The organism is Amycolatopsis sp. NPDC051372, assembly GCF_040682095.1.
Lineage (GTDB): Bacteria > Actinomycetota > Actinomycetes > Mycobacteriales > Pseudonocardiaceae > Amycolatopsis.
On record NZ_JBFBAF010000016.1, the window covers coordinates 26,628 to 49,692 of the forward strand.

Sequence of the window (23,065 nt, forward strand, 5' to 3'; positions counted from 1 at the left end):
AGCGGTGTCAACCCGCGATCGCCATGCGGGCTTCGCGCGCCCGGATGGCGGTGACGCCGCCGTCGACCAGCAGGTCCGCGCCGGTGATGAATCCCGCTTCCGCGCTGACCAGAAAGGCGCAGGCGGACGCGATGTCGTCGGGGGTGGCGAATCTCCGGGCGGCCGATTCCGCCACCGCCGCACGCATTCGGTCACCGCCCGGCCCGTCGAGCTCCTGTTGTCCCATCGGTGTGGACACCATGCCGGGGCTGATCGAGTTGATGCGGGCGCCCCGCTCACCCCATCGTGCCGCCGAGGCCTGCACCCGCAGCTGGTTGCCTCGCTTGGACAGCCAGTACGCGGAGCGGGCAGAGGAAAGGGTGGCCTCGACGAACGGGAGCGAGAGCAGGTGCGCGGCCGGGGTGTCGGCGAGGGCCAACTCCTGTTCGACCGGCATCGTGGCCAACCGGTGCCCGGCCATGCTCGCGATCACGACTCCCGCCCCTCCGGGCGCGACGACTCCGCCGAACTCGTCCACGACCTGGGCGACGCCGAGCAGGTCGACGCGCAGGATCTGCTCTGCGGACGCCTGGGCCGGCGAGACCCCAGCCGTGTGGATGATCTGGCTGACGTGTCCGAGGTTCGTCGCCGTGCCCGCGAGCGTCGCGACTGATTCGCCGTCGGCGACGTCCACCGGTCGCGTAGTCACGTCGTGGCCTTCAGCGCGCAACTGGGCCGCCGCGGCTTCGAGGGATTTCGTGTCGAGGTCGCCGAGCAACAGCGCCCGCCCGGACCCGACCCTCCGCGCGATGGCTATCCCCATTCCGCCGACGCCGATGATCACCGTTACGTGCTTGTCCATGACCGTCATCCCTTCCGCAGGCCGACAACGAAAATGCGCAATCGGTGCCCGACTGGCTGCGCACCACGGCGCCGATCTACCCTCTGGACAGGCTTCACCCTATAGGATAATCATAGGAGCTTAAGGCGATCGTCGGCGTCTTCCTACCAGGATCACCAGGCGCGGCGCCGGCATCGGACCGTCAGGCCAGATGGGAGCGACGATGCTCGACACCCCGGAGATCCGGGCACAGACGGAGACCAGCCCGACCGCGAAGAGGTTCCCGAAGCTCTCCTTTGGGCTCTTCCCGCCGATCCTGTACCCGATCAGCCTGCGGGACTGGGAAGTGCACGCAACCCCCGCCGATCTGGTCGAGATCGGCCGGCTCGCGGACGAACTCGGCTACGCGTTCATCGCGTGTGGCGACCATGGCGCACTGGCAGTGGACGAGTTGCGCGTGTACGGGCGTGCGCGCTTCTACGACCCCGTCGCGACCTTGGGGTTCCTGGCCGCGACCACCGACCGCATCGGCCTGGTGACCCTCGTGTACCAGGCCCATCTGCGCAGTCCCTTGATCGCAGCCAAAGAACTGGCGACGGTGGACCATCTCTCCGGCGGTCGCCTGATCGCCGGATTCGGCGTGGGCAGCCGTCGGCACGAAGCCGACGCCGCGGGTGTCGACTTCGACCAGCGCGGAGCCATCGTCGATGATCACATCAAGGCGATCGAAGCGCTGTGGAGGGACGAGGTCGCCACTTACCATGGAAAGTTCGTCCGGTTCGACGACGTTCTGTGCGAGCCCCGACCCAGTCAGCTGCCCCGGCCGCCCATCTGGATCGGGGGGAACCGGCTCGTTGGGTTGCGACGGGCATTGCGCCTCGGCGACGGCTGGGCCCCGTTCGGTGCGCCGCTCGAGACCATCACAGATGTCGTCGCCAAGGCCCGCTCGACACCCGAATGGGAATCGAAGTCGGATGACTTTCGGATCGTTGCCCCTCTGGCACCGCTGGGCGGGCGCGCACCTCGTGGCGAACCCGCTCCGTCGTTCGAGGCGCCGAGCGATGCCGCTGCCGAACGAGTGGCCAATCTCGTCACGCGCTGGACGGCAATCGGAGCCACGGATTTCATCATCGATTTGCCGGCCCCCTCACTGACGGCTTTCACCGAGGCACTCGCCTGGTTCGCCGAGATCGCCGCACCGGCCGCGGGACTCGCCCCGCTCCCCCGTCGTGTGCTCTAGCCGTACCGGAACCGAAGGGAACTCAGACATGACCGGTGGCCGTCAGCTCGAGACCACCCCCTGCCGGCACCGTTCCGGGTTCGTCGACGAGCCGTCGACCTACTACGAGGTGTTCGAGCCGCTCGAACCCAGCTCACTCCCACCGGTACTCATGATCACCGGTGGCGTGCACTCCGGCGCGTGTTACCTCACAACCCCGGACAGACGCCCGGGCTGGGCCGAAGACTTCCTGCGTCGCGGGCACCGCGTCGTCCTCGTCGACTGGCCCGGAGTCGGACGAAGCGGCCATGTTCCTCCGCAGGACCTGACCGGCCGAGTGATTGTCGCGGGGCTAGGGAAGGTAATCGCCGCGATCGGGGAGCCGGTGGTCGTGCTGACCCACTCAATCTCCGGCGCGTTCGGCTGGAAACTGGTCGAAGAGCACCCTGGCTCGATCGCGGCGCTGATCGGTATCGCGCCCGCGTCACCCGGCAACATGGAGGCGGAACTCGGCCGGCTGTTGCGCGACGAGGGCAACCGCAAGGTCGTGGCCATGCCATCCGGGCACACCGTGCTCGACCTCGACCGCACACTGGTCTTCCCGCCGGAATTCCACAGCGCGAAGCTGGTGGGGTCAAGTACACGCTTCCCCCGCGACGCCGCAGATCAGTATTTCCGTTCCCTTCAAGGAATCAGCGGTACCGTCGTGTTCGAACGAACCAACATCGGCGGTGGGCAGCTCAGGGTCGAGGACACCTCCGGCTTCGTCGGCAAACGGATCCTGGTCGTGACCGGCACCGAGGACATCGACCACCCGCGAGAGCTCGACGCCGAGGTCGTCGACTGGCTCACCGCGGCCGGAGCAGCAGCGGAACCGCTGTACCTCGCCGACATCGGGATCGAGGGGAACGGCCACATGATGATGCTCGAGGACAACAGCAGCGAGATCGCGGGCGTGCTGATGAACTGGCTCGAGAACACCCTGACCGGCTGAGTCCGAGGCCCGGCCGCTCGACGGCCGGGTCTAGCCTCGTCCTGCAGGTGCTCACCCGCCCGATCACGTGATCGCGAGACCACCGTCGACCGGCAGCACGCTGCCGTGCACGAACGCACCGGCACGAGACGCCAGGAACACGACCGCGCCGATCAGATCGAGGTCGACACCTGGGCGCCTGATCGACAGCTGGCTGACGATGCGGTCCATGCGGCCGGCCATCAGCTCGGTCTCGAATGGGCCAGGCGCGATGGCGTTGACGGTGATCGACTCCGGGCCGAGAGCGAGGGCGAGGTGGCGCGTAAGTGCATGCACCGCTGCCTTGGTCGTCGAGTAGGCGTAGCCCTGCCCCGACGGCTTCAGTCCCACCACCGAGCCGATGTTGACGACCCGCGCCGGATCCCCGGGCGACGCCGCCTTGCGCAGGCCCGGCAGAAGCCGTTGCACCAGGCCGAAAACCGGCTTTACGTTGATAGCGAAGAGGTCGTCGAACGCCGACTCGGGGTAGGTGCCCACCTCGCCACGGATGTTGGCACCCGCGTTGTTGACGAGCACGTGGACAGCCGGCTCTGCGGACAGCGCCTCGGCGACGGCGTCCATACCCGCGACAGTGGACAGATCCGCCGCGACCGGAATACACGTCCCCGCGGCGGACAGACGTTCGGCCGTCTTCGTCAGTGTGTCCACGTCCCGGCCGACGATGTAGACCTTGGCGTGGCGTTCGGTGAAGCCCCGGGCGATCATCTCACCCAACCCCCGGCCGCCGCCGGTGACCACGACAACCTTCTCCCGGACGGAGAACAGCTCGTCGGTCATCGTCGCACTCGTCATGTTGCCTCACAATTCTCTCGAAGCCTTGTGCCCGGGTGAATGAGCCGCTCCGCGACAGCACGCAGTCGTGGCACCCAGCCCAAAGGCGAAGGTTTCACCTCAGATAGAATGTTCCTATAGTTATACTCAATGCATGGCGCTGTCCAGACTCGCCATACGTCCACCCGCAGAGCCACCGGCCGACCGAGCACGAAGAGCGGCCGGCTACCGGGGTCCTTCGCAGACCGGAAAGAACAGATCCCAGCACACCCTCCCGCTAGGTTCGTCGACGTATTCGACCGTGCTGATACCTGAGAAAGTATTTCGGCTCCAAGGAAGGGCTCTTCGAAGAAGTGGTGGAGGTGTCTCTGACCGAGCGAACGGTAACTGAGCGGCGACCCCACGACACTGGCGCGCGACGCGGCGGCGACGCTTGTCCGCCGCAGCGCGCCGGACGCGGACGACCTCGACCCTTTCCTGCTCGTCCTGCAGTCCGCGTCCAACCCGCGGGCGACAGAGATTCTCCGCGCCGGAATTGAGAAGCACGTGAACGCCACGTACTCGACGTCGTCCCGGGCACCGAGCGTCCGGCGGTCGCCCCGGCATTGATCAATGGGTTCTGGCTGATGCGGAAGGTGAACGGCAGCACGGCGCTGAACGCGGCGGACGAGTCGGCCCTGCCGGGGACGCTCGAGAAGCTCTTCAGCGTCCTGCTGGACTGGTCGCGCGCTCCAGGCCCGAAACCCGTCAGGGCGGTGATGCATTTCCCGAGCGCGAAGCTCATCACCGCGTTTACGTGACCTCAGGTTCCGGGTTCCGTGGTCGCACGCTCGATGTCGTAGAGCTCCTCAAATCCTGCGAAATCCTGGAAACTCTCGTAGATCGCGAACGACTCCGCGGCCGGCCGGCCACTGGGCTTGCCCGCGCGCTGCCTCTCATAGGCTTCGCGCAGCGCGGCGAAGGCCGCGGTCTGTCCTGTGACCGCGTCGATCAGAATCGCGTAGCCGAGTCCTTGCCACTCGTCTGCGGTGTGCAAGTCGAACGACGTCAGGGTGGCGACTGGCGCCGTGAGCCGCGCCGGCGCCGCGGCCAGCTGCTCGTCGTTCCCCGGAAGCAGCATGACGACGTCCGCGCCCGCCTCGTGGTAGGCCATGAGACGCTTGATCGCCCGCTCGAAGTCCTCGTTCTGCACAGCCCCGGTCCGTGCGATCAGCAGGAGGTCCGGATCGCTCCGCGCTTCAGTCGCGAACCGGATCTTCTGCACCATCTCCTCGATCGGGACCAGGTGCTCGACATGCCGGTGGTGACTCGCCCGCTTGGGCGCGACCTGGTCCTCCAGCTCGATCGCGTGAACACCGGCCGCTTCGAGCTCCCACACTGTCCGCGCCACATGGATCGCATCGCCGAAGCCGACCCCGCCGTCCACGATCAGCGGAATCTGCGAACGTCGCCGGATCTGCCAGCTCGCCGCCGCGAGATCCGACACGCTCAGCAGTGCCTCGGAGATGGCCATCGAGTAGCCCAGCCCGCCTCCACCGAGGTATCCGCCGTCGTAACCCAGCCGTTCGCAGAGGCGCGCGGTCAGCGCGTCGGGACACCACTGCACCATCACCGGCTCGCGACCCGATACCTGCGCCCGGAACGCCGCGCGGTCAACAGCGGTCATCGAATTCTCCCATCGACACACAGGCCACGTGGGCCGGCCTAAGCAGGAAACTGTACTGAGGCGCAGAGTGGACTCACCATTGTTCGGATGCCTACATGGTCACAGGTCGAGCACCAACTCCGCGGAAGAGCAGCTGCCGACGCAGATCATCATCGTGTCGCCGGCTGCCTGCTCTTCTTCACTGAGCACGGTGTCGCGATGAACGGGGGTCCCGCCGATCACCTTGGTGCAGCAGGTGCCACAGAACCCTTCCTCACACGAGTACGGGACCTCGGGCACGACGTCGCGCACGGCTTCGAGGATCGTCTTGCCCTCAGCGACCTCGACGGCCTTGCCGGTATGAGCCAGCACGACGGTGAACGGCCGCTCATGGTGGTCGGGAGCGCAGTCCCCGCTCGCGTCTGGCGTCGCGGCGCTGAAGAGTTCGAAGTGGACTTCGAGCTCCGGCCTCAGCCGCGCCACCGCCGCGCGCAGAGCGTCGAGCATCAACGCCGGCCCGCAACCGTAGATCGCCGCGCCGACCGGCGCCGCACTCACGATCTCGTCCAATGGCAGCACGCCCGCCTCATCCTGCGGGCGGACTTCGACGGGCGCGTCCGCTGCGCACGCGAGCTTGTCGAGGTCGCGCAGGTACGCCATCGACTCGAGCGAGCGCCCGCCGTAGTGCATGCGCCAATCCGCGCCTCGCGTGGTCAGCTCACGCGCCATGCTGAGCATGGGCGTGATGCCGATGCCGCCCGCCACGAGGACATACGCCGACGCGGGCCGAAGCGGGAAGTTGTTGCGTGGACCACGGATCACTAGGCTCTTGCCCACGAGCGCGGTGTCGTGGACCTCGGCCGAGCCCCCTCGCCCGGCCGCCTCCCGGAGCACAGCGATGGTGTAGGAGTCTGACTCCTCGCGCGACCCGCACAACGAGTAGTGGCGAATCCGGCCGGAGGGGAGGACGACCTCCACGTGGGCACCCGGATTCCACGGAGGCAACTGCCCACCGTTCGCGCGGGCGAGTTCAAGGGAGATGACTCCGGCCGCTTCCCAGCGAGCAGCGAGCACGCGGACCTCGAACTCCGCCTCGGACGCACTCATGGCCGGCCCCGCTCGGGTCGAACCACGCGGGTCACCCGAACCCTTCCGATGCCCATTGCACCACCTTCACTTCGCCGTGATTGCTCCTATCAATATAATGATAGGCTTCAGAGAATACAAGGCGGGTGCACGGGGAACGCACTGTTCCTGCGAAGAGAACGGCATCCCCCGCGTGGGCGTACGCGTGGAGCCGCCGGCGTCAGGGGCTCCACGCGTACGTCAGGGGCTCCACGCGTACGTCAGGGAATGCCTCTCACACGATGTGCGGGGCCTTGGTGTCACTCACCAGGACGGTGCGGGGCAGCAGGTCGACGAGTTCGTCGTGCGGCCAGGGACCGGCGTTCTCCTCCCTGAAGATCGTCCGCGTCTCGACAGGGTGGCTGTACATCCCGATCTTCGCTCCGCCGGCACGAAACACCCGACCGGTCACACCCGCGGCGTGGTCGCTCGCCAAGTACACGACGATCGGCGCCACCAGCCCAGCTTCGGCACGGGGCTCCTTCGCCTTCGCCCGGCGCTCGCTCATCACGCCTTCCGCAATGCGCGCTGCGTCGCGCTCGGCCTGGTCCGCGGTCATCCTGGTCAACGCGAACGGAGCGACCGCATTCACCGTGATGTTCTCGTTCTGCAACTCCCAGGCCAGCGCGTAGGTCAGGCTCGTCACCCCGCCCTTGGACAACGCGTACTCCGCGTTGCCCAGCGGAGCTGCCCACTGGTTGGACGAGGTGTTGATGATCCGCCCGCCGCCTTGCCGCCGGAGAACCGGGATGGCGTGTCGGCACATCGCGAACGTGCCCTTGAGGTTAACCCCGACCATCACGTCGAAGTCTTCTTCGGTCGCGTCCTCGATCTTGTGTTGACGCACGACGGCAGCGTTGTTGACCAATACGTCAAGCCGGCCGAACGCCTCGACCGCCCTGGCCACTACCCGCCCGGCGCCGGCCCAGTCGGCAACGGACTCGTAGCTGGCCACCGCATCCCCGCCCTGCGCCCGAATGACGTCGACCACCTCGTCGGCCGGGCCCGATGCCGCACCCCCACCATCGGCGTCCACCCCCAGGTCGTTGACCACGACCTTCGCGCCGGCCGCCGCGAGGGCGATTGCCTCACCGCGGCCGATGCCACGCCCTGCCCCGGTCACGATCGCCACCCGGCCGCCGAGCGGACCCTGTCCCGTCATGCATTTCCTCCATAAGGTTGTTGATGTTCAGGACGAGTGTTCTGGATGCCCAGGGCGGCAGGGTGTGGCTGATGTGTTCTTGCCCCGTGGGGTGGCTTTCAAGGAGTAGCCGTCCCGTCGTTCTGGATGCCCTGGCCGCTGATTGAGATCTGCGCTCGGTCGCCGTTTATGGAACTGCTGGTGGGTCGTCCACGGGGTTGGCGGGCACGAGCACGAGGACCGGCCGGGTGGCTGTGCGAGAGGTGTGGGTCGGGATCGATGTCGGCAAAGGCTTCCCTCACGGGTGCGCGGTGAACGAGGGCGGCACGGTGGTGTTCTCGCGGAAGGTGGTCACCAGCACCACCGGGACGGCCGCCGAGGTGGTGTAGGTAGCTCGAACAACGGCACGTATGCGGTGGCAAGGACCTGGACCTGTGAAGTGACCGCAGTGAACCCGGCAGCCCAGGAACCACCTCGTACTGCGCGGAATTTGGGTTGGTCTCGCCACCGATGTCGCGCCACCGCGCGAGCAGGAGCATGAGCTCCCAGCCGGATGCGTCGGCAGCCTGTGCGATCGCCACCTGCTGCCACCAGGTCGGGACGATCCGCCAGAGTCGACCTTCGTGAGGGTCGTGCCTCCTTGCAGTTCATGGCAAAGACCCCGAGTTTGAGCAAGTTGCCGTTGCGCTGCGGCGTCACAGTAGGTGCTTCCGCGCCTGGTGTCGAGCTCATGATCGCAGAGCACTCCCTTCGTCATCGAAGATGGAGCTTTGTTGCACCCGACCCGGCCGTCGAGCCTGGGATTAGGCGAATCATAGGCCTAGATCGCCGCCTCGTCTATGCAGGATCGACAGGGTCAGAGCCTGTTTCGATCGAGCGCGCATCGGCAATTTTCCTACAGTGGGCACCATCCTGCCCGCTCGCTGGACATGCCCATTGACGCCCGCCGAAGCCGCTACTAGCGTCAAATAATCATAGGAGCAGCCCAGTTGGGCTTCATACCCAGGCCTCAGGGGCGTCCAGCTTCACAACCGCACGCCGAAGGTGCCTGGTGGATGAGCACGTATTCCCCCGAGGAGCAGCCAGTGGCAACGGCGCCGGAGACCGAATCGACCCATCGTGCCGAGGACCGCGACGATGTCCCGCTCCAGCCGGTCCGCGTCGGGCTCGTGGGCGCGAACTGGGGCCTGGCGCACCTCGCGGGGTGGCGCGCCGCGCCGGGCGTCGACGTCGTCGCAGTGTGCACCGCGCATCGGGACACGGCCGAGAAGGTCGCCTCTCAGCAGTCGATCCCAGCCGCTTACTGGCGAGTCGAAGACTTGATCGCCGACGCCACCATCGACCTTGTCGACGTCACCGTGCGCCCGGCGATCCGGGCACCGATGGGACCTTCGATCCTGCGGGCAGGTAAGCATTTGCTGCAGCCACTGCCGTTCGCACTCGATCTGGCACAGGGTAGAAGCTTGCGCGACGAGGGAAGGGCAACTGGTCGGGTCTCGGTCGTCGAGAGCCTGCACCGCCACGAACCGGCGGCACGCCAGTTCAAGCACCTGATCGACACCGGACTCGTGGGCGAAGTGCGCAGCATCCGCGGTCACGTCCGCAGCGACATCCTCCTGAGTCCGCCTGCGAACTGGTCCTACGAGTGGATCGTCGAACCCCGGCACAAGGCCAGCGCGCTGCGGAACTTCGGCGCCCACCTCCTGCACACCCTGGTATGGCTCTTCGGCCCGGTCGCTGAACTCTGCGCGACACTGTCCCAGAACATCACCGAACTCGTCTTCGCCGACGGGCGGCGCAAGCCCAACGGCACGAAAGACCACGCCGCTCTGCTGATGAGGATGGAAAGCGGCGCCGACGCCAGCCTCGATGTGTCCTGGGGTACACCGGCTGCGGAAGGATTCGGGATCGAGGCCATCGGAACGGCCGGACGCTTGATCTTGACCGCCGACCGGCTCGGTCCCCAGAACGCCCGGCTCCTTTTCGCAGGTCTCAAGGACACCACACTCGGGCAACTCCCCGTGCACGAGTCGTTTCGCCGGCTGGCAGACGCGCCCGCGGTCATCGAGTCGGCGGAAAACCCGCGTTTCTTCGCGACCGCGGCCATGTGCCACAGCGTCGCTCAGCAGGTCCGCGGAAACACGGCCGAGTGCCCGGGTCCGTCCTTCGCCGAGGGCTACTACGTAATGTCACTGGTCGAGGCGGCATATCACTCGGCCGAAGCCCGCTGTTGGGTTCGCCCGGATCCTCTCGAGAACTGACCCACCCACTCTGATCGGAGTCCCTCAGGCAGGCACTGCTCGCAGAACGAGTTTTGCCACCCCCCGCGGCTCGGTGCCCGCGATGATGAGACCCGTGGAAGGGGTGCACGCGGCCGTCACCGGGTGCACGGACGCCGTTGCCAGCGCACGCGCCGCCGACGTCCCGGTGATCTACACCCGGCACTGCCTCCGGCCGGGGTACGTCGACGCGGGCGCGAATTTCAAACGGCTCGGCGCCGGGATCCGCGACTCGGGCGAGCTGCTTCGCGGCAACGGGGACGCCGAAGTGCTTGAGGAACTCAGCCCTCGCGACGACGATTTGATCGTCGACAAGAACCGGTACGACGCGTTCTACGGCACCGAGCTGACATCGAGCTACGCAGCGCGCGAGTGACGAAACTCGTCGTCTGCGGAGCGGCCACGAACGTTTGCGTCGAGTCCTCCGCGCGAACCGCCTCTGCGGCGGACTTCGGTGTGACGATCCTGCCTGAGGGCGTGCGCCGGCTGGACGACCGAACTCCATGAGGCGGCTCTGAAGGTGCTGACCACGAGCCAGCTCACTTGACGCACGCTCAATGCGAGGCTGCTTCAGACCACCGTGAGCGCGAGACCAGCTGCGCCACAGCGCCCGCGGAACCGGCAGCGAAGCTGTGAGACCGGCTCACCGCCTCGCTCGGCCAAGTGCACACCCCAGCGATTCCACCATGTCCCGAGCCTCACCAAGGTCGACCACGTCGGCGTACCGGTCGGCCAGGTCAGCCAGCGCCACCGGCCCGGACAACGGCCTTGAGTCGGCCACGCAGTCCAGCACAACTTCCACCCGCAACCCCTGCGCTGCGCCATCGACGGCCGTGGCTCGCACACAGCCGCTTGTGGTGAGGCCGCAGAGCAGCACAGTATCGACCTCTGCTGCGGCCAGCCGCCCGGAGAGATCCGTCCCCGCGAACGCGGAAGCATGGCGCTTCCCGATCACCACGTCTCCGGTGTGCGGCCCAAGCCGGGTATCGATTTCTGTGGCCTGTTCACCCCGTAGCAGTGCGCGTAGGTCAAACCGCGCAGCCCAGGCGGGATCTGCTCCTGCGACGTCGTCGAACACCACCTGGACCAGGTACACCGGGATCGCGGCCCTGCGCGCGTGGCCGAGCAGTTCCGCCGTGGCCTGGACCGCTGCCACGGTGTCCCGGTCCGACTCGTCGATGAAATGGCGCTGCATGTCGACCACGATGACGCAGGGCCGGCTTCCCGGCCCGTGCCGCCGGCCGGAACGCAATCCGGCCCGAAGGTGAGAGAGAGCGCCAGCAATGGTTTCCGCATCTGCCGCAGCGATCGGGTCGATCGGCTCACAGGAAGACATGGCCCCCGTCCACAACGATGGTTTGCCCGGTGATGAAGGATGCCGCGTCGGAGGCCAGGAACAGGACCGCCCCGACGAGGTCGTCGGGAATAGCTGCTCGCGGAATGGCCCGCGCCGCTACGGCGCGGTCGAGCATGTCCTGCGGGTAGCGCTCGCGTACGCCCTCGGACTGGGTGCTGCCCGGGGCAACCGCGTTGACGGTTACCCCGAATGCACCCACCTCTCGTGCGAGCGCACGAGTGAAGCCGATGACGCCCGCCTTGGACGCCGCGTAGTGCAGGCGCTGATGACCGCCGACATGCGCGGTCGTCGAGCTGATGTTGACGATCCTTCCAGCGCCGCGGCGCTCCATTCCCGGCAACGCGCGACGGGCACACAGAAACGGACCACGCAGGTTCACGGCCATGACCCGGTCCCAGGTCTCGACGTCGATGTCCTGCCACCGGCTGAACGGCAGATCCACGAACAACGCGGCGTTGTTGACAAGGACTGAGGGCATACCGAACTCTTCCTCGATGCGCGCGAACGCCGCGTCGACCGAAAGCTCGTCGGCGACGTCCATCACCACGCCCAGAGCGCCGGATGCGCGCCCGCCTGCGTCCTCGGCGACCTCGACAACCCTTTCGGCGCGGTCGCAGAACGCCACGAGACGGCCCTGCTTCGCAAAAGCATGCGCGTAGGCCAGCCCGATCCCACCTGCCGCGCCGGTGACGACGACGGGCCCCTTGTCAGTCCCTGTCATCAGCTCGGTCCCCCGACTGCATCCACCGGCTGCAGGTCGCGCACGTCGACCGTCCGCTCCGGATCGAGCTGGTCCACCGAGGTGGCGCTTTCGTCGGCCACAACGAGCGTCATCCCCGTACTGCGAAGCTCGCGGAAGTAGTCGATCAGCTCGTCAATCACCTTCGGCGCCAAGCCCATGAACGGCTCGTCCACCAACAACACGGAAGGCCCACCGGCCATCGCGCGGGCCAGCGAGAGCATCTGCTGCTCACCACCGCTGAGCATCCCTGCAGCGACCTGACGCCGGCTCGCCAGACTCGGAAATCGCGTGTAGACCTCGTCAATCTCCTCGTCGGCCCGAGCACGGGGCTGCTTCAGGGCCTCGTGGGCGAAGCGCAACGTCTCCTCGACGGTCAGTCGGGGGAAGATGCGCCTGCCCTCGGGGACGAGTGAGATCCCTCCCATCCGCCGTGCTTCGGGTCCCGACCGAGTCAAGTCGACTGTTTCGCCGGTCTCGTACCCGCCGGTCACGGTGCCGGGGCCGGGACCGAGCACGCCCGCGAGGCAGCTCAGCAGGGTCGTCTTGCCCACGCCGTTCGGTCCGAGCACGCCCACGCACTCTCCGGCGCCGACGATGAAATTGACGCGCCGCAGCACCTTCATCTGCCCATACCCGATGTCCGCGCGCTCGATGGTGAGTGCACGGATCGGGCTACTCGCGACCGTTCGTCGCAACATGGCGGTCAGCTCCTCGTCCCGGATCCGATGACGTCACGCAAGTCTCCGCGGTCTCGCATCTCAGCGAGGTCGCCGATCCCGACCACGCGGCCGCCGACCATCACCACCGTGCGGTCGGCGATGCGCTCCACCAGTTCGTGATTGTGCTCGACGAGCACTACGGCGCGCCCTTCCGCCCGCCACCGCCGCAAGGCCTCCACGAGGGATTCGACCTCGTCGTCCGTCAGGCCGGCGGCCGGCTCGTCCAGCAGGAGCACCCGGCACCCGCCGAGTTCGAGCCGCGCCAGCTCAACCCACCGGCGCACGCCGTGGGGCAGTACCGAGACCGGCCTACCGAGCCACTCGGTCAAGTTCCAGCGCTGCATGACCTCTTCGAGTCGAGCGGGATCCGCGCGCCTCCCCCAGCCGTCGCACGCCAGCCCGACGTTGTCACGCACGCTCAAACCGGCAGCCAGCCGGGGCACCTGGAAGCTGCGGCCGAGGCCGTGCCGGGCGAGCCGGTGCACGCGGCCCCACCGCAGGTGTCGCCCCACGCCGTCTGACCATCGAAGGCCCACGATCCCCGACTCCGGCTGCCAGATCCCGTTCAAGCAGTTCAGCAAGGTCGTCTTACCCGAGCCATTGGAGCCGATGATCGCGGTGATCTCACCGGATGCGAAGCTCACGGAGACTTCGTCGAGCGCCACGACCGAGCCGAACGACTTCCGCACCGAGTCAGCCTCGATCGCGACGATCTCCTGCCTCTCCCCGATGTCGGGCCCGGCCTTACGGCGACGGAGAAGTGTTCGACGCCGACGGTCGCGCAGCGGCTCCGGGAACAATCCGGTCGGCCGGCGCACCACCACGACGATCACCAGCAACGCGAACAGGATCGTAAGCAGGTTGCCATTGAGTCCGCCGATCCAACCCGGCACACCGACCACGACGATGCTCGCCGCGATGGGCCCCCAGATGCTGCGCCGCCCGCCGACCATCAGGACGAGGAAGATCTGGATCAGCAGCGGGAGATCGTAGGTCGTCGGCACGACGACTTTCTGCTCCTGCGCCCAGAAGACCGTTCCCACGGCCGTGAGCAGACCGCTCACGATCGAGACGCCGATCCTCACGAGCACGACGTTCGTCCCGACCACCCGGGCGAGGAAGACGTCGTCGCCAATTGCGACTCCAAGCCGACCGGTCCGGCCCGACATGAACAGCCGTACCACCAGCGCGGTTCCGACGAGCACGCCAACCGCGAGCAGCAGCGCAGGCCCCGTCTGCCGGGCAGAGAAATCCACCCAGCGTGGGAAGTCGGTGATGCCCGACGACCCACCGGTCAAGTCCGTGAAGGTGGTCAATGCAGTCAGGAACACTGTCCCAACCGAGATCGTGAGCAGTCCCAGCTGAAACCCGGTCAGCCGCACGCTGAGCGCGGAAATCGCGACAAGCACGACGACCGCGCCCACGGCTGCGGCCACGAACGCGAGCCATACCGACCCGGTAGCCGTCGCGATGATCGCGAAGCCGTAGGCCGAGATGCCGATCACCGCGTGCTGGGAGAAGTTGAATACGTCGAGGTAGCCAAGCACCAGGGAATAGGCCACCGCCAGAGCCGCGGTGAACGTGACCGTCGTCAGCGTTGCCTGGAACGAGTAGCTGCCGGCCAGCAGCCCGTAGCAGTACAGGCCGACGACCATGATCTGGATCGCTCGGCGCAGCACCCGTTCGTCGCCGAACGCGCGACGCGCTGATCCGTTGCGTCGTTGTTCCAGCGCGCGATTCATTTCGATCGTCCCACTCATCCGACCACCCTGCTCGTCCGGTCCGGGAACAGTCCCCGGGGCGCCACCAGAAGAATCACCAGTACCAGTCCGAGTTCGACGACGGTCGCCGCGAACTGTCCGCCACGCCCGTTGACGACGGCCTCGGCGATCCCGATGATCAGACCGCCGACGATGGGCCCGACGATGCGATCACCGCCACCAATGACGAGCCCGAACAACGCGCCGACGATGATGTGAAAGACGTTGTCCGGTGTCACTCCGACCACCTCGGCCGAGATGTCGCCGACAAAGAAGCACAGCACTCCGAGCAGCGCGTAGGCAACGAAAGCCATCGTCGAAACCCGTACTCCGGACAACCGCGCTGTGACTGCGTCGTCGGACACGGCCCGCAGCGCCCGGCCGAGGCTCGAACGTTCCAGGACCAGCCAGCTCGCTGCTCCGCCGAGGACGACCGCCCCGACGAGGAGCAACGTGCCGGTGGTGATCGTGATTCCACCACCGAGCGAAAACGTGTGTGCCGACACGACCGGCTTCGCAAAGCGCAAATCGGAGCCAAACAGCAGATATCCCAGGCCTTGCAAAGCCGTCGCCAATGCCACCGTCACGAGCACACCGCCGAGGTCGTGTTCCTGGCTCTGGCTCTGGCGCCCCGCCAGCCACCGTGTCGACACCAAGTGGACGATGACACCGACCGGCGCCCCGACCACCAGCAGCAACACGAGCCGGAGAACCGGTGGCACACCCGAAAAGGAAGCTGCTGCCAACCCGGCCAGAACCACGATCCCGCCCACGGCGAAGTTCATGATCTTCGTGACTCGCAGAACGAAAGCCGCTGCGAGGCCGACGAGCGCATACAATGCACCGAGGCCAATGCCGTTGATCAGTGATTGAAGTTCCCGCACCTGCATTCTCCTCGCTCAGCGGCCGGCCGGAGCCTTCGCCGGGTCGAAGGTGAGCTCGAACGCCTTCGTGGCGGGATTCCATCGGGCGAAGCTGAACCAGCCGTCACCGCGATCCGGCAGCGTTCCGTTACGCGACGAGCCAAAGTTGTACGTCATCATTGGCGTCTGGAAGTCCTTGCCCGACTTCAGGTATGAGTAGATCGCATCGGACGTCGGCCCGCCCTTCTCGATCGCCTGGTCCACGATCTGGACGCTCGAGTAGCCCATCGCGTTGTTCGTCGTCAGAGCTGGCTTTCCGGCTCGCTTCCAACTCGCTGCGAACGGCTTGATCGCCGCCATCGCCGGGTCGTCGGCCGAAATCAAGTCGGCGACCATTACCTTCGGCAGACCGAAATTGGTGAACGGCGCGGCCTGGCCGAGCTGGTTGATCGTCGCGCTGGTTGCGTTCGTGGGCTGAGTCATGAGGATCGTGTCGGTCATCCCAAGATCTACCATCGCTCTCGCGACCACCAGCACCGATGGTCCGGTGCCCCCGGCGAAGATCGCGGTGCACCCATCACTCTTGAGCTGGGTCATCTGGGGCGTCAGCGAAGTCGCCGCGGCGTCGAACGGAATGCGGGTGCCCATGGGCAACCCGGCCTTCGCTGCGGCCGGCTCGAGCACCTTCTGCAACGACTCGAACGACGCCCCGCTCACACCCAGATCGCACAAAGCTTTGGCGCCACGGCTTTTCGCGTACTCCGCAGCGAGGTCGAAATAGCCGCTGAGCGGCTGAACGCTGAAGCTGTACTCGCCCTTCGGTACCAGCCCCGCGGCCGTGATAATCGGCACCTTGGCCGAGGCCATCGTCGGGTCCAGCACCACCGCCGACGTACTCGTCTCCGGTCCGACGACCGCGACGGCCCCGTCCTGCAACAACTCGTTCGCGAGCCCGGTAAGCAGGCTCGGGTCGGAGCGGTAGTCCTTGACGTCGAGGTCGACCTTCCGGCCGCCGATACCGCCTGCAGCGTTCGCTTCGTCGACTGCGAACCGGACGCCGTCAAGCATCTCGCTCCCGACTGCTCCGTACACGCCACTGAGCGCGAAGATCGCGCCCACCTTGATCGAGTCGCCGCTCGAGTCTCCACCCACTCCTCCGCTGCATGCGGAGCCGGTAAGAACGACGCCGAGCGAGAGCGACAGCACGGCGGCCATCCGCCCCTTGCGCCCCCCACTTCTGAAGCCGAGATGCACGGTCCCTCCTTTGGGCCGGATGACATTGATGATAACCATAGGAGCAATCCTGTCGACACACAAGCGTTCACTTTGGACTGTGACCCCCCGGTGACGCAGTGCGCTGCAGGCCGCTAGCGCGACTTCAGGGAATAGGCGGGCAGACGCCTAGTTTTGCTGGTGTGCAACAGGTTCGACGTGCCGGTCCAAATGTGGAAAACATGCGACAGCGACCAACTGCAGCCGCAGCTGGTCGCTGTCCGTTCCGTCGATCCGCCAACACCCGACGTTTTTCCGCCTTCTGGCCTTCACTCTCGCGCGGAAGCACTTCAGCCCGATCCCCAAGAGTGCGGAGACGAAAGGGCCGGCCTCCGTTTTCGGCTCAGTCCTCGCGCACTTTCGAGGGCAGTACCGACACGTGCACGGCGTCGGAGCGACTGAGCAGCTCGATACCCTCCCGGACGTCCGCCAGCGCCACCGTGTGCGAGTGCAGGAGCTCGATCGGGAGGCGGTCCGAGCCGAGCAGCCGCAGCGCCTGGCTGTACCCCCACGATTCCACGCTCACCACACCGCGGACGTCGACTGCCTTCAACACCAGCGCGTCGGCGTCGACACCGGACATGTCGGCGCCCCCCTTTAACCCTGCGATCACAACCACTCCCCCGGGCCGCACGATCCCGATCGCATCGCCGATCGAGGAAACGGCATGTGGCGTCGTGTCGATCACCCGATCCGCATCGCCGTCCAGCGCTGCGCGCACTGCTGTGACGACATCGAGGCAGCCCTCGGGCAGGTTGTCCACTTCCAGCGTAATGTCCGCGCCGAGCTTGGCGGCGATGTCGAGCTTGTGCCGATCCCGGCTGAGGCCGGTGACCACTACCCGTTGCGCGCCCGCGGCCCGCGCGGCAACCGCGCAGGCCAAGCCGCGCTGTCCACACCCCAGCACGACCACGGCGTCGCCGGCCACGGTTCCTCCCCTGCGGACGGTCCAGTCGAATCCGGCACCGAGGGGGTTGAACAGCGTAGCCACCTCGGCAGGCACGCCCGCCGGTACCGGGTGCACGCGGCTGTTGGGCCGCAGCACGAGATATTCGGCGAACCCACCCCACAAGCCGCTGCCGAACGTGGTCGGTGTGAATCCGTAGGAGAAGCGGTTGCGGCAGAACTTCACCAGCCCGCTGGTGCACCGGTCGCAGACTTGGCAGGGAACCACGGACTCGACGGCGACGAGCTGGCCCTCCTCTACGCCCCACAGGCGTCGGGCCTCGGCCCCGATGTCGACGATCCGCCCGACCGGCTCGTGCCCGGGCACGACCGGATACGACGACCAACCGCTCTTCGCAAGCCCACCGTCAAGCTGCGTTTTGTCACTGCCGCAAATCCCGGTGGCCTCCACCTTCAGCAGGGCCTCCCCCTCCGCAAGGACAGGAACCGCCAGTTCCTGCTCCTCCAGCACACCTGGCCCGAGCTGCACCATCGCCCGTGAACGCATCGGATCTCTCTCCTTCCACGCCCGCAAGGGCGAGCACAACGATCTAAGGATCGGCGTCAGTGTCAGATCGCCGTGAAACAAACGGGGAACGACTCGTAGCGGTCATGGACACTGTCCGGTCGGACCGGCGGGTTGTCTGGATCCCGCTCCACGCCGGCACGGAACAGCACACCTAGCAACAAAGCGAGCGTGCCGTCACGGGCCTCGGTTCGGCGGCTGGCGGTGGTGCCGAGTACGAGCGGCTTGCCCAGGCACTGGTGCGGGCCGGCCCCGAAGCTCAACCCGTAGGGAGAAGTTCCCTCGGCGATGGTGCGGTAGGGGTTGAATGTGTCGACCGCACCGCCGTATGCCTCGTCGTCCATGTTCGCCTGGAACTTGTCAACCAGCACGACCTGTCCGGGATCCACCCTCGTCCCGTCCGGCATGGTCGTCTTCTCGGCCGCAGCCCTGAACAACACATGCCGGCCCGGGTGCAACCGCAGGGACTCCATGCCGGCGATCCGGAGGAACTCGGGATCGGACAGCTTCTCACGAGCTTCCGGATGATCGGGCAGCCAGCTCGTCAGCTCGGCGACGGCGTGCGTCACTGCCGTCGCGGTGGTGAACGCGGCCGCAGTCATGTACAGCAGGGTTTCCTTGGAGATGTCATCGTCCGACCACGTCAGCGTGGTATCGGTCATGATTACCGAAATCAGGTCGGTGCCCGGCAACTCCTGCCCGGCGGCCACCCGGGCACGCCGCTTCCGCAGGGCCGGCAAGACAAAATCGGACCAGAGTTCCTCCTTGCAGGCCAACGCATCTCGCATGACCTCGCCGTGATCCCGCGTCGTCCACTGGATGAGGATGCCGTCGCCGAGCCTGGCGACCAGGCGAGTCAGCTGCGACAGGCGAGCTTCGTCGACGTCGTCGAGGCCGACGACCTCCGCCGAGATCCGCAACGCCATGCGACGGACCAACGGGATCAGATCGGCTCGCGGCACACCGTCGGCGGGTGAGGCGGCCGCGACGGCCGCCAGCTCCTCATCCACGACCTTGGCCAAGACCGACTTCTCGTAGTGGGCGAGGTGAGCGGGGCTGAAGAGGGCTCCTTCGAGCCGCTTTAGGTGCCGGTGGCGATCACCGTCCGAGCCGAGCAGCGTACCGGCTAGGAGCGCGGCGTTCTCGTGGTAAACGTCCACACTGAATGCCGAGGATCGCAGCACCGCGCTGCCATCTGCGTAATTGGCCGTGCGCGGCAACGTCGGATCGAGCGGCAGCGGGACATCAGCGGACTTACGGGCGGGACAGCTGTCTGGCATTGATCCTCCTGCGGTGTCGTCTGGTGGACACGGATCAACGAGCTCACCGAGTGGGAGCTGGCGGTGTCGGGACTCGCGGCGGGAGGAAACGGCCCAGTCCTGCAGGGGAGACCGCATCCGCGACACGCGGACGCCGAGGATCGCGCGCAGCACACCGAGAGCACGACCATTCACAATGCGGCTGGTCCGTCAGAGGCGTATACGTCGGTGAACATCGGCGCTCCTGCTCGGCCCGACCGGGAATAGCGGTCAGATCCGTGTCCTTTGACGCAGCGCTGCGGAGCCGGATCACCGTGGGCGCGTCGCTGCGTCGGATTCCGCCGGGCGATCCCCGCGCAGAACGCGTGATCAGCCGGCCGTCGGCTGTCTTGGAGTCCCCTGTGAACGGGCGCCCACGCAGTCCCGCGAGGATCTCCATCTTGCAAACCACCTCAGTGGGCCTGGAAGCGGAGTGGTTAGCAGGATAATTATAGGAGCGACCGCCGTCAAGTGCAGCGATTCACAACTCCACCTCGTGCGCGCACTACCAGCGACTGCAACACGCGCCGTCGTTCATCCTCATAGAAGAAGGGGGTAATGGTAGGCTCAAATGTCGGGCTGACCAGCGGGTGCGCGTGAGCAGAAGGTGGTGTGCGACGTGGTGAACACGGGGGCAAGCGACCGCGACGACGTCGCGGGTGTACAGCGGAAGCCACGTCGACGGCCGGATGGTCGACGATCTCACAAGGCCGCTCTGTCCATCGCCCAGGAGATCGTCGACGAGATCACTGACGGCAAGCTCGCCCCGGGTACGAAATTGGCGAGCGAGAAGGACATGCTCACCCGGTTCGGCGCCGGGCGCGGCACGTTGCGGGAATCCCTTCGGTTCTTAGAGATGACGGGGGCGATTACCCTCAAGTCCGGGCCCTACGGCGGCCCGATCGTCTCCGAGCAGGACGGGCAAGACCTCGCCTGGGTGCTGGGACTGTTCATGCAGCTGCGGGGGGTGCCGTTTAAGGCGATCGTCGCGGCCCGTGAAGTCCTTGAGCCCGAGCTGGCCGGTCTTGCGGCGGAAAACTCCACCGACGACCACCGCGCGCAGATCAAGGACTCCATCGACGGGATGGCCGCGTTTATCGACGACGAGCAGAACTTCCTCGCCGAAAACGACCGGTTCCACGCCGCCGTGGCCGCGGCCTCGGGCAACGAGCTGTTCGCGCTGGTGATCTCGTCGCTGCACACCATCACCGACGGCGTCCCACTCGGCTTGGATTACTCCCGGCCTCGAAGGGAAGGCGTGGTCGGCTCGCACACAGAGATCTTCGAAGCCATTGAGGGACGCGACGCGGAAGGCGCGCGGTGGGCGATGCGCAAACACCTTCGCCGCCTGCGCACCCGAGTCGAGACCGATTTCCCAGCTCTCATGGACCGTCCGCTGCGGTGGCGCGAGATCGTTCCCTGACCGCGCCCCCTTCCGTTGTCTGAGTGTATGCGGAAATCCGCAGCCACTCGGCCGCTCTGCGACCCGGCACGCGAAGCAATCACGGCGAGATGTCGCGCCAACGCACCGGACGTTCGTACACCATCGGGAACTTCTCCACGATGTACCGGCGAAACTCACGCATGTGCCTGCGCATGGCCCAGCGGGCACCTTCCACATCTCCGTTGTTGATGGCCTCGTAGACAGCTTCGTGCGCTTGCAGGACCGCGTTCCGCCGCGCCGGCGGGTAGCTAACGCCCAAAGGCATGCCATCGGTGATCAAGTGCAGAGACGTGATGAGCAGTGCGAACAACTGGTTGCCCGCGGCAGCGGCAACCGCAACGTGGAAGCGATCGTTTTCCGCGAGGAAGTTGTGCTCGTCGTCCAGGAACTCCCGCATACCCGCGATCGAATCCGCGATATCCGCGAGCATGTCCTTGTCCGCGGCCTCCGCGGCCAGCGCTGCCAGTTCCGGTTCGAGCACCTCACGGGCCGAGACCAAAGCCTTGAACGGCATACCCTTCAGCTGCAGGAAAAGTCCGAGGACACCGGCCAGGTCGTGAGCATCCGGCTCGGAGACGATCGGACCGCCGTGCGGGCCTGCCTTGACTCGGATGACGCCGTTCATCTCGAGGAATCGCAGTGCCTCACGCAGAGTCCCGCGGCCGGTCTCGAACCGCGCCATCATGTCCCGCTCGCTGGCCAGTTTGGTGCCCGGCTCGAGGTCATCCTCGGTGATGTCGTCCACGATCCGCTGTGCGATCGTCAGCGACACCTTCTGGGGTCGACGTCCGTCAAGCCGGCGCCGCGCCCCACGAGGAGACCGCGGCTCATCACCACTGCCGTGCACAGGTTGAACAACCATGGTGGCACCCCACTCCTCGCCCGGCAAGCATGGCTCAAACTTTGAGGCTAATGATAGTAGACTACTGTAAGTAATGAACGCTGGACCTAATGTGGTCTATCGTGCCTGGGCATCCGGAGGGCTTCGCGACGCGGACCCGGAGTCGACGGAGCCCTCCGAGCGGCGAAGGGCTGAGGCCGCCGCCCGCATCAGAGGGCTCCGCAGATTTAGCCTTGCTCGCGCCGGACGACCTACCGCACAGTCACAGGCAGCCGGAACAGCGACTGGGCATTGCCGGCCAGGATCGCGGACTTCTCGGCCTCGTCGAGGAAATCGAAGCCCTCGACCACCGGGCGAATGTCGTCAAAGTCGTGTCCGGTCACGGGGTCGAGAGCGCTACCGCTACCCGGCTTCTCGGTGCCGAAGAGGCACCGGTCCGCACCCACGGTCTTGATCAGCAATTCGAGCGACGCCGGGTTGTGCAGCACCGTATCGAACCACAGCCGGCGCAGGCTCTCGTCGAACGACTCGTCCTTGAGCACGTGCCCTTCGCGCAGCTTCGGATGCGCTCGGGCCGCTCGCCAGCGACCGATCTGGTAGGGCACCGAACCGCCACCGTGTGCGACGATGATCTTCAGGGTCGGATAGCGTAGGAACACCTCTGAGTTCAGCAAGGTGAGGATCGCGATACTCTCCTCAGTAACAAAGTGTTCGCTGTAGGTCTCCCGGTCGTTGAGGCAGCTGCCCGAGTGGATAAGTGCCGGTACGTCGAGCTCCACGAGCTTCTCGTAAAGCGGATACCAGAACGGATCCCCCAGCGGCGGCACGTGTCCGGAACCCTCCGAAGGGTCGGGGTTGAGCACACAGCCGACCATGCCCAGTTGCGTCACCGCCTCATCGAGGGCGTCGACCCAATCCTCTGCGCGTTCGCCATACGCTTGCGGCAGGCCGGCCACCCCGGCGAGGCGGCCCGGGAACAAGGCCGCCTGGCGGGCGATGACGTCGTTGACTGCGCTGGTCCACCAGTGCACGGCCTTCGACGGCCGCATGGAATGCCCGCAGTGGAACGGCCGCGGTGAGATCAGCTGCAGGTCGGTGCCGACGCTGTCCATTGTCGCGAGGGTGCGCTCTCCCCACTCCTTGAGCGCGGCATCGCCGACACCGGCAGTGCCTCGCCCGTGGGCACCCCGCGACGACATCAGCGCCGCTTGGTAGGCGTACAACTCCGGCGGGGCGTTGACGTGCGCGTGAGCGTCGATGATCAT

The 23,065-nt window shown here is 66.5% G+C and carries 21 protein-coding genes and 1 pseudogene; 7 read left to right on the forward strand and 15 right to left on the reverse strand.

Annotation, left to right across the window (positions count from 1 at the left end):
• Positions 1-7 precede the first annotated feature (7 nt).
• Positions 8-841, reverse strand: coding sequence for an SDR family oxidoreductase (locus AB0M56_RS23900; RefSeq protein WP_364179676.1), 834 nt, complete (start codon positions 839-841; stop codon positions 8-10).
• Positions 842-1,043: 202 nt separating this feature from the next.
• On the opposite strand from AB0M56_RS23900, the gene AB0M56_RS23905 reads away from it, so the two are divergent.
• Both AB0M56_RS23905 and AB0M56_RS23910 read left to right on the forward strand, forming a co-directional pair.
• Entirely contained in the window at positions 1,044-2,060 is a 1,017-nt protein-coding gene (locus AB0M56_RS23905; RefSeq protein WP_364179677.1) for a TIGR03619 family F420-dependent LLM class oxidoreductase, read from the forward strand.
• A gap of 28 nt (positions 2,061-2,088) precedes the next feature.
• On the forward strand, positions 2,089-3,033 hold the full coding sequence (locus AB0M56_RS23910; RefSeq protein WP_364179679.1) for an alpha/beta fold hydrolase: 945 nt from the start codon (positions 2,089-2,091) through the stop codon (positions 3,031-3,033).
• Between the two features lie 63 nt (positions 3,034-3,096).
• Here the strand turns inward: AB0M56_RS23910 and AB0M56_RS23915 are convergent, their stop codons facing one another.
• Entirely contained in the window at positions 3,097-3,864 is a 768-nt protein-coding gene (locus tag AB0M56_RS23915; protein ID WP_364179680.1) for an SDR family NAD(P)-dependent oxidoreductase, read from the reverse strand.
• Positions 3,865-4,469: 605 nt separating this feature from the next.
• Between AB0M56_RS23915 and AB0M56_RS23920 the strand changes: the two genes are divergently transcribed.
• A complete protein-coding gene (locus tag AB0M56_RS23920; protein ID WP_364179682.1) occupies positions 4,470-4,643 on the forward strand; it encodes a hypothetical protein in 174 nt (57 codons plus the stop codon).
• Positions 4,644-4,645: 2 nt separating this feature from the next.
• Here AB0M56_RS23920 and AB0M56_RS23925 read toward each other — a convergent pair whose 3' ends face one another.
• The 3 genes from AB0M56_RS23925 to AB0M56_RS23935 all read right to left on the reverse strand — a co-directional run bounded on the left by AB0M56_RS23925 (position 4,646) and on the right by AB0M56_RS23935 (position 7,745).
• Positions 4,646-5,509 carry an isocitrate lyase/phosphoenolpyruvate mutase family protein gene (locus tag AB0M56_RS23925; protein WP_364179684.1) on the reverse strand — a complete coding sequence of 288 codons (864 nt, stop codon included), beginning with the start codon at positions 5,507-5,509 and terminating at the stop codon, positions 4,646-4,648.
• 99 nt (positions 5,510-5,608) lie between these two features.
• Positions 5,609-6,595: a PDR/VanB family oxidoreductase gene (locus AB0M56_RS23930; protein WP_364179686.1), complete on the reverse strand. Its 987-nt coding sequence runs from the start codon at positions 6,593-6,595 to the stop codon at positions 5,609-5,611.
• Positions 6,596-6,848: 253 nt separating this feature from the next.
• On the reverse strand, positions 6,849-7,745 hold the full coding sequence (locus AB0M56_RS23935) for an SDR family NAD(P)-dependent oxidoreductase (protein ID WP_364179688.1): 897 nt from the start codon (positions 7,743-7,745) through the stop codon (positions 6,849-6,851).
• Between the two features lie 257 nt (positions 7,746-8,002).
• On the opposite strand from AB0M56_RS23935, the gene AB0M56_RS23940 reads away from it, so the two are divergent.
• From AB0M56_RS23940 to AB0M56_RS23950, 3 genes and pseudogenes are all read left to right on the forward strand, one after another.
• The gene (locus AB0M56_RS23940) at positions 8,003-8,143 is read left to right on the forward strand and encodes a hypothetical protein (protein ID WP_364179689.1); all 141 of its coding nucleotides are present in this window, start codon (positions 8,003-8,005) and stop codon (positions 8,141-8,143) included.
• Positions 8,144-8,809: 666 nt separating this feature from the next.
• Entirely contained in the window at positions 8,810-10,015 is a 1,206-nt protein-coding gene (locus AB0M56_RS23945) for a Gfo/Idh/MocA family oxidoreductase (protein ID WP_364179691.1), read from the forward strand.
• 85 nt (positions 10,016-10,100) lie between these two features.
• A pseudogene (locus AB0M56_RS23950) lies at positions 10,101-10,540 on the forward strand (isochorismatase family cysteine hydrolase).
• Positions 10,541-10,676: 136 nt separating this feature from the next.
• Here AB0M56_RS23950 and AB0M56_RS23955 read toward each other — a convergent pair.
• The 8 genes from AB0M56_RS23955 to AB0M56_RS23990 form a co-directional block, all read right to left on the reverse strand.
• Complete coding sequence (locus AB0M56_RS23955) at positions 10,677-11,369, reverse strand: isochorismatase family protein (protein ID WP_364179693.1); 693 nt, start codon at positions 11,367-11,369, stop codon at positions 10,677-10,679.
• Positions 11,356-12,111 carry an SDR family oxidoreductase gene (locus tag AB0M56_RS23960; RefSeq protein ID WP_364179695.1) on the reverse strand — a complete coding sequence of 252 codons (756 nt, stop codon included), beginning with the start codon at positions 12,109-12,111 and terminating at the stop codon, positions 11,356-11,358. The genes AB0M56_RS23955 and AB0M56_RS23960 overlap by 14 nt, the downstream gene beginning before the upstream one ends.
• Positions 12,111-12,755, reverse strand: a complete 645-nt coding sequence (locus tag AB0M56_RS23965; protein WP_364179697.1) for an ATP-binding cassette domain-containing protein — start codon at positions 12,753-12,755, stop codon at positions 12,111-12,113. The genes AB0M56_RS23960 and AB0M56_RS23965 overlap by 1 nt, the downstream gene beginning before the upstream one ends.
• A gap of 80 nt (positions 12,756-12,835) precedes the next feature.
• The gene (locus tag AB0M56_RS23970) at positions 12,836-14,506 is read right to left on the reverse strand and encodes an ATP-binding cassette domain-containing protein (RefSeq protein ID WP_364179699.1); all 1,671 of its coding nucleotides are present in this window, start codon (positions 14,504-14,506) and stop codon (positions 12,836-12,838) included.
• 101 nt (positions 14,507-14,607) lie between these two features.
• Positions 14,608-15,495: a branched-chain amino acid ABC transporter permease gene (locus tag AB0M56_RS23975; RefSeq protein WP_364179701.1), complete on the reverse strand. Its 888-nt coding sequence runs from the start codon at positions 15,493-15,495 to the stop codon at positions 14,608-14,610.
• 15 nt (positions 15,496-15,510) lie between these two features.
• The gene (locus AB0M56_RS23980) at positions 15,511-16,767 is read right to left on the reverse strand and encodes an ABC transporter substrate-binding protein (RefSeq protein ID WP_364179703.1); all 1,257 of its coding nucleotides are present in this window, start codon (positions 16,765-16,767) and stop codon (positions 15,511-15,513) included.
• Positions 16,768-17,089: 322 nt separating this feature from the next.
• Positions 17,090-18,199 (reverse strand): alcohol dehydrogenase catalytic domain-containing protein, encoded by a 1,110-nt coding sequence (locus tag AB0M56_RS23985; RefSeq protein ID WP_364179705.1) that lies wholly within the window; start codon positions 18,197-18,199, stop codon positions 17,090-17,092.
• Positions 18,200-18,261: 62 nt separating this feature from the next.
• Positions 18,262-19,497, reverse strand: coding sequence for a cytochrome P450 (locus tag AB0M56_RS23990; protein ID WP_364179707.1), 1,236 nt, complete (start codon positions 19,495-19,497; stop codon positions 18,262-18,264).
• Between the two features lie 637 nt (positions 19,498-20,134).
• Here AB0M56_RS23990 and AB0M56_RS23995 point away from each other — a divergent pair.
• Entirely contained in the window at positions 20,135-20,938 is an 804-nt protein-coding gene (locus tag AB0M56_RS23995; protein ID WP_364179709.1) for an FCD domain-containing protein, read from the forward strand.
• 79 nt (positions 20,939-21,017) lie between these two features.
• On the opposite strand, the gene AB0M56_RS24000 is transcribed toward AB0M56_RS23995, so the two are convergent.
• Complete coding sequence (locus AB0M56_RS24000) at positions 21,018-21,731, reverse strand: FCD domain-containing protein (RefSeq protein WP_364179711.1); 714 nt, start codon at positions 21,729-21,731, stop codon at positions 21,018-21,020.
• 320 nt (positions 21,732-22,051) lie between these two features.
• On the reverse strand, positions 22,052-23,065 hold the full coding sequence (locus AB0M56_RS24005) for an amidohydrolase family protein (protein ID WP_364179713.1): 1,014 nt from the start codon (positions 23,063-23,065) through the stop codon (positions 22,052-22,054).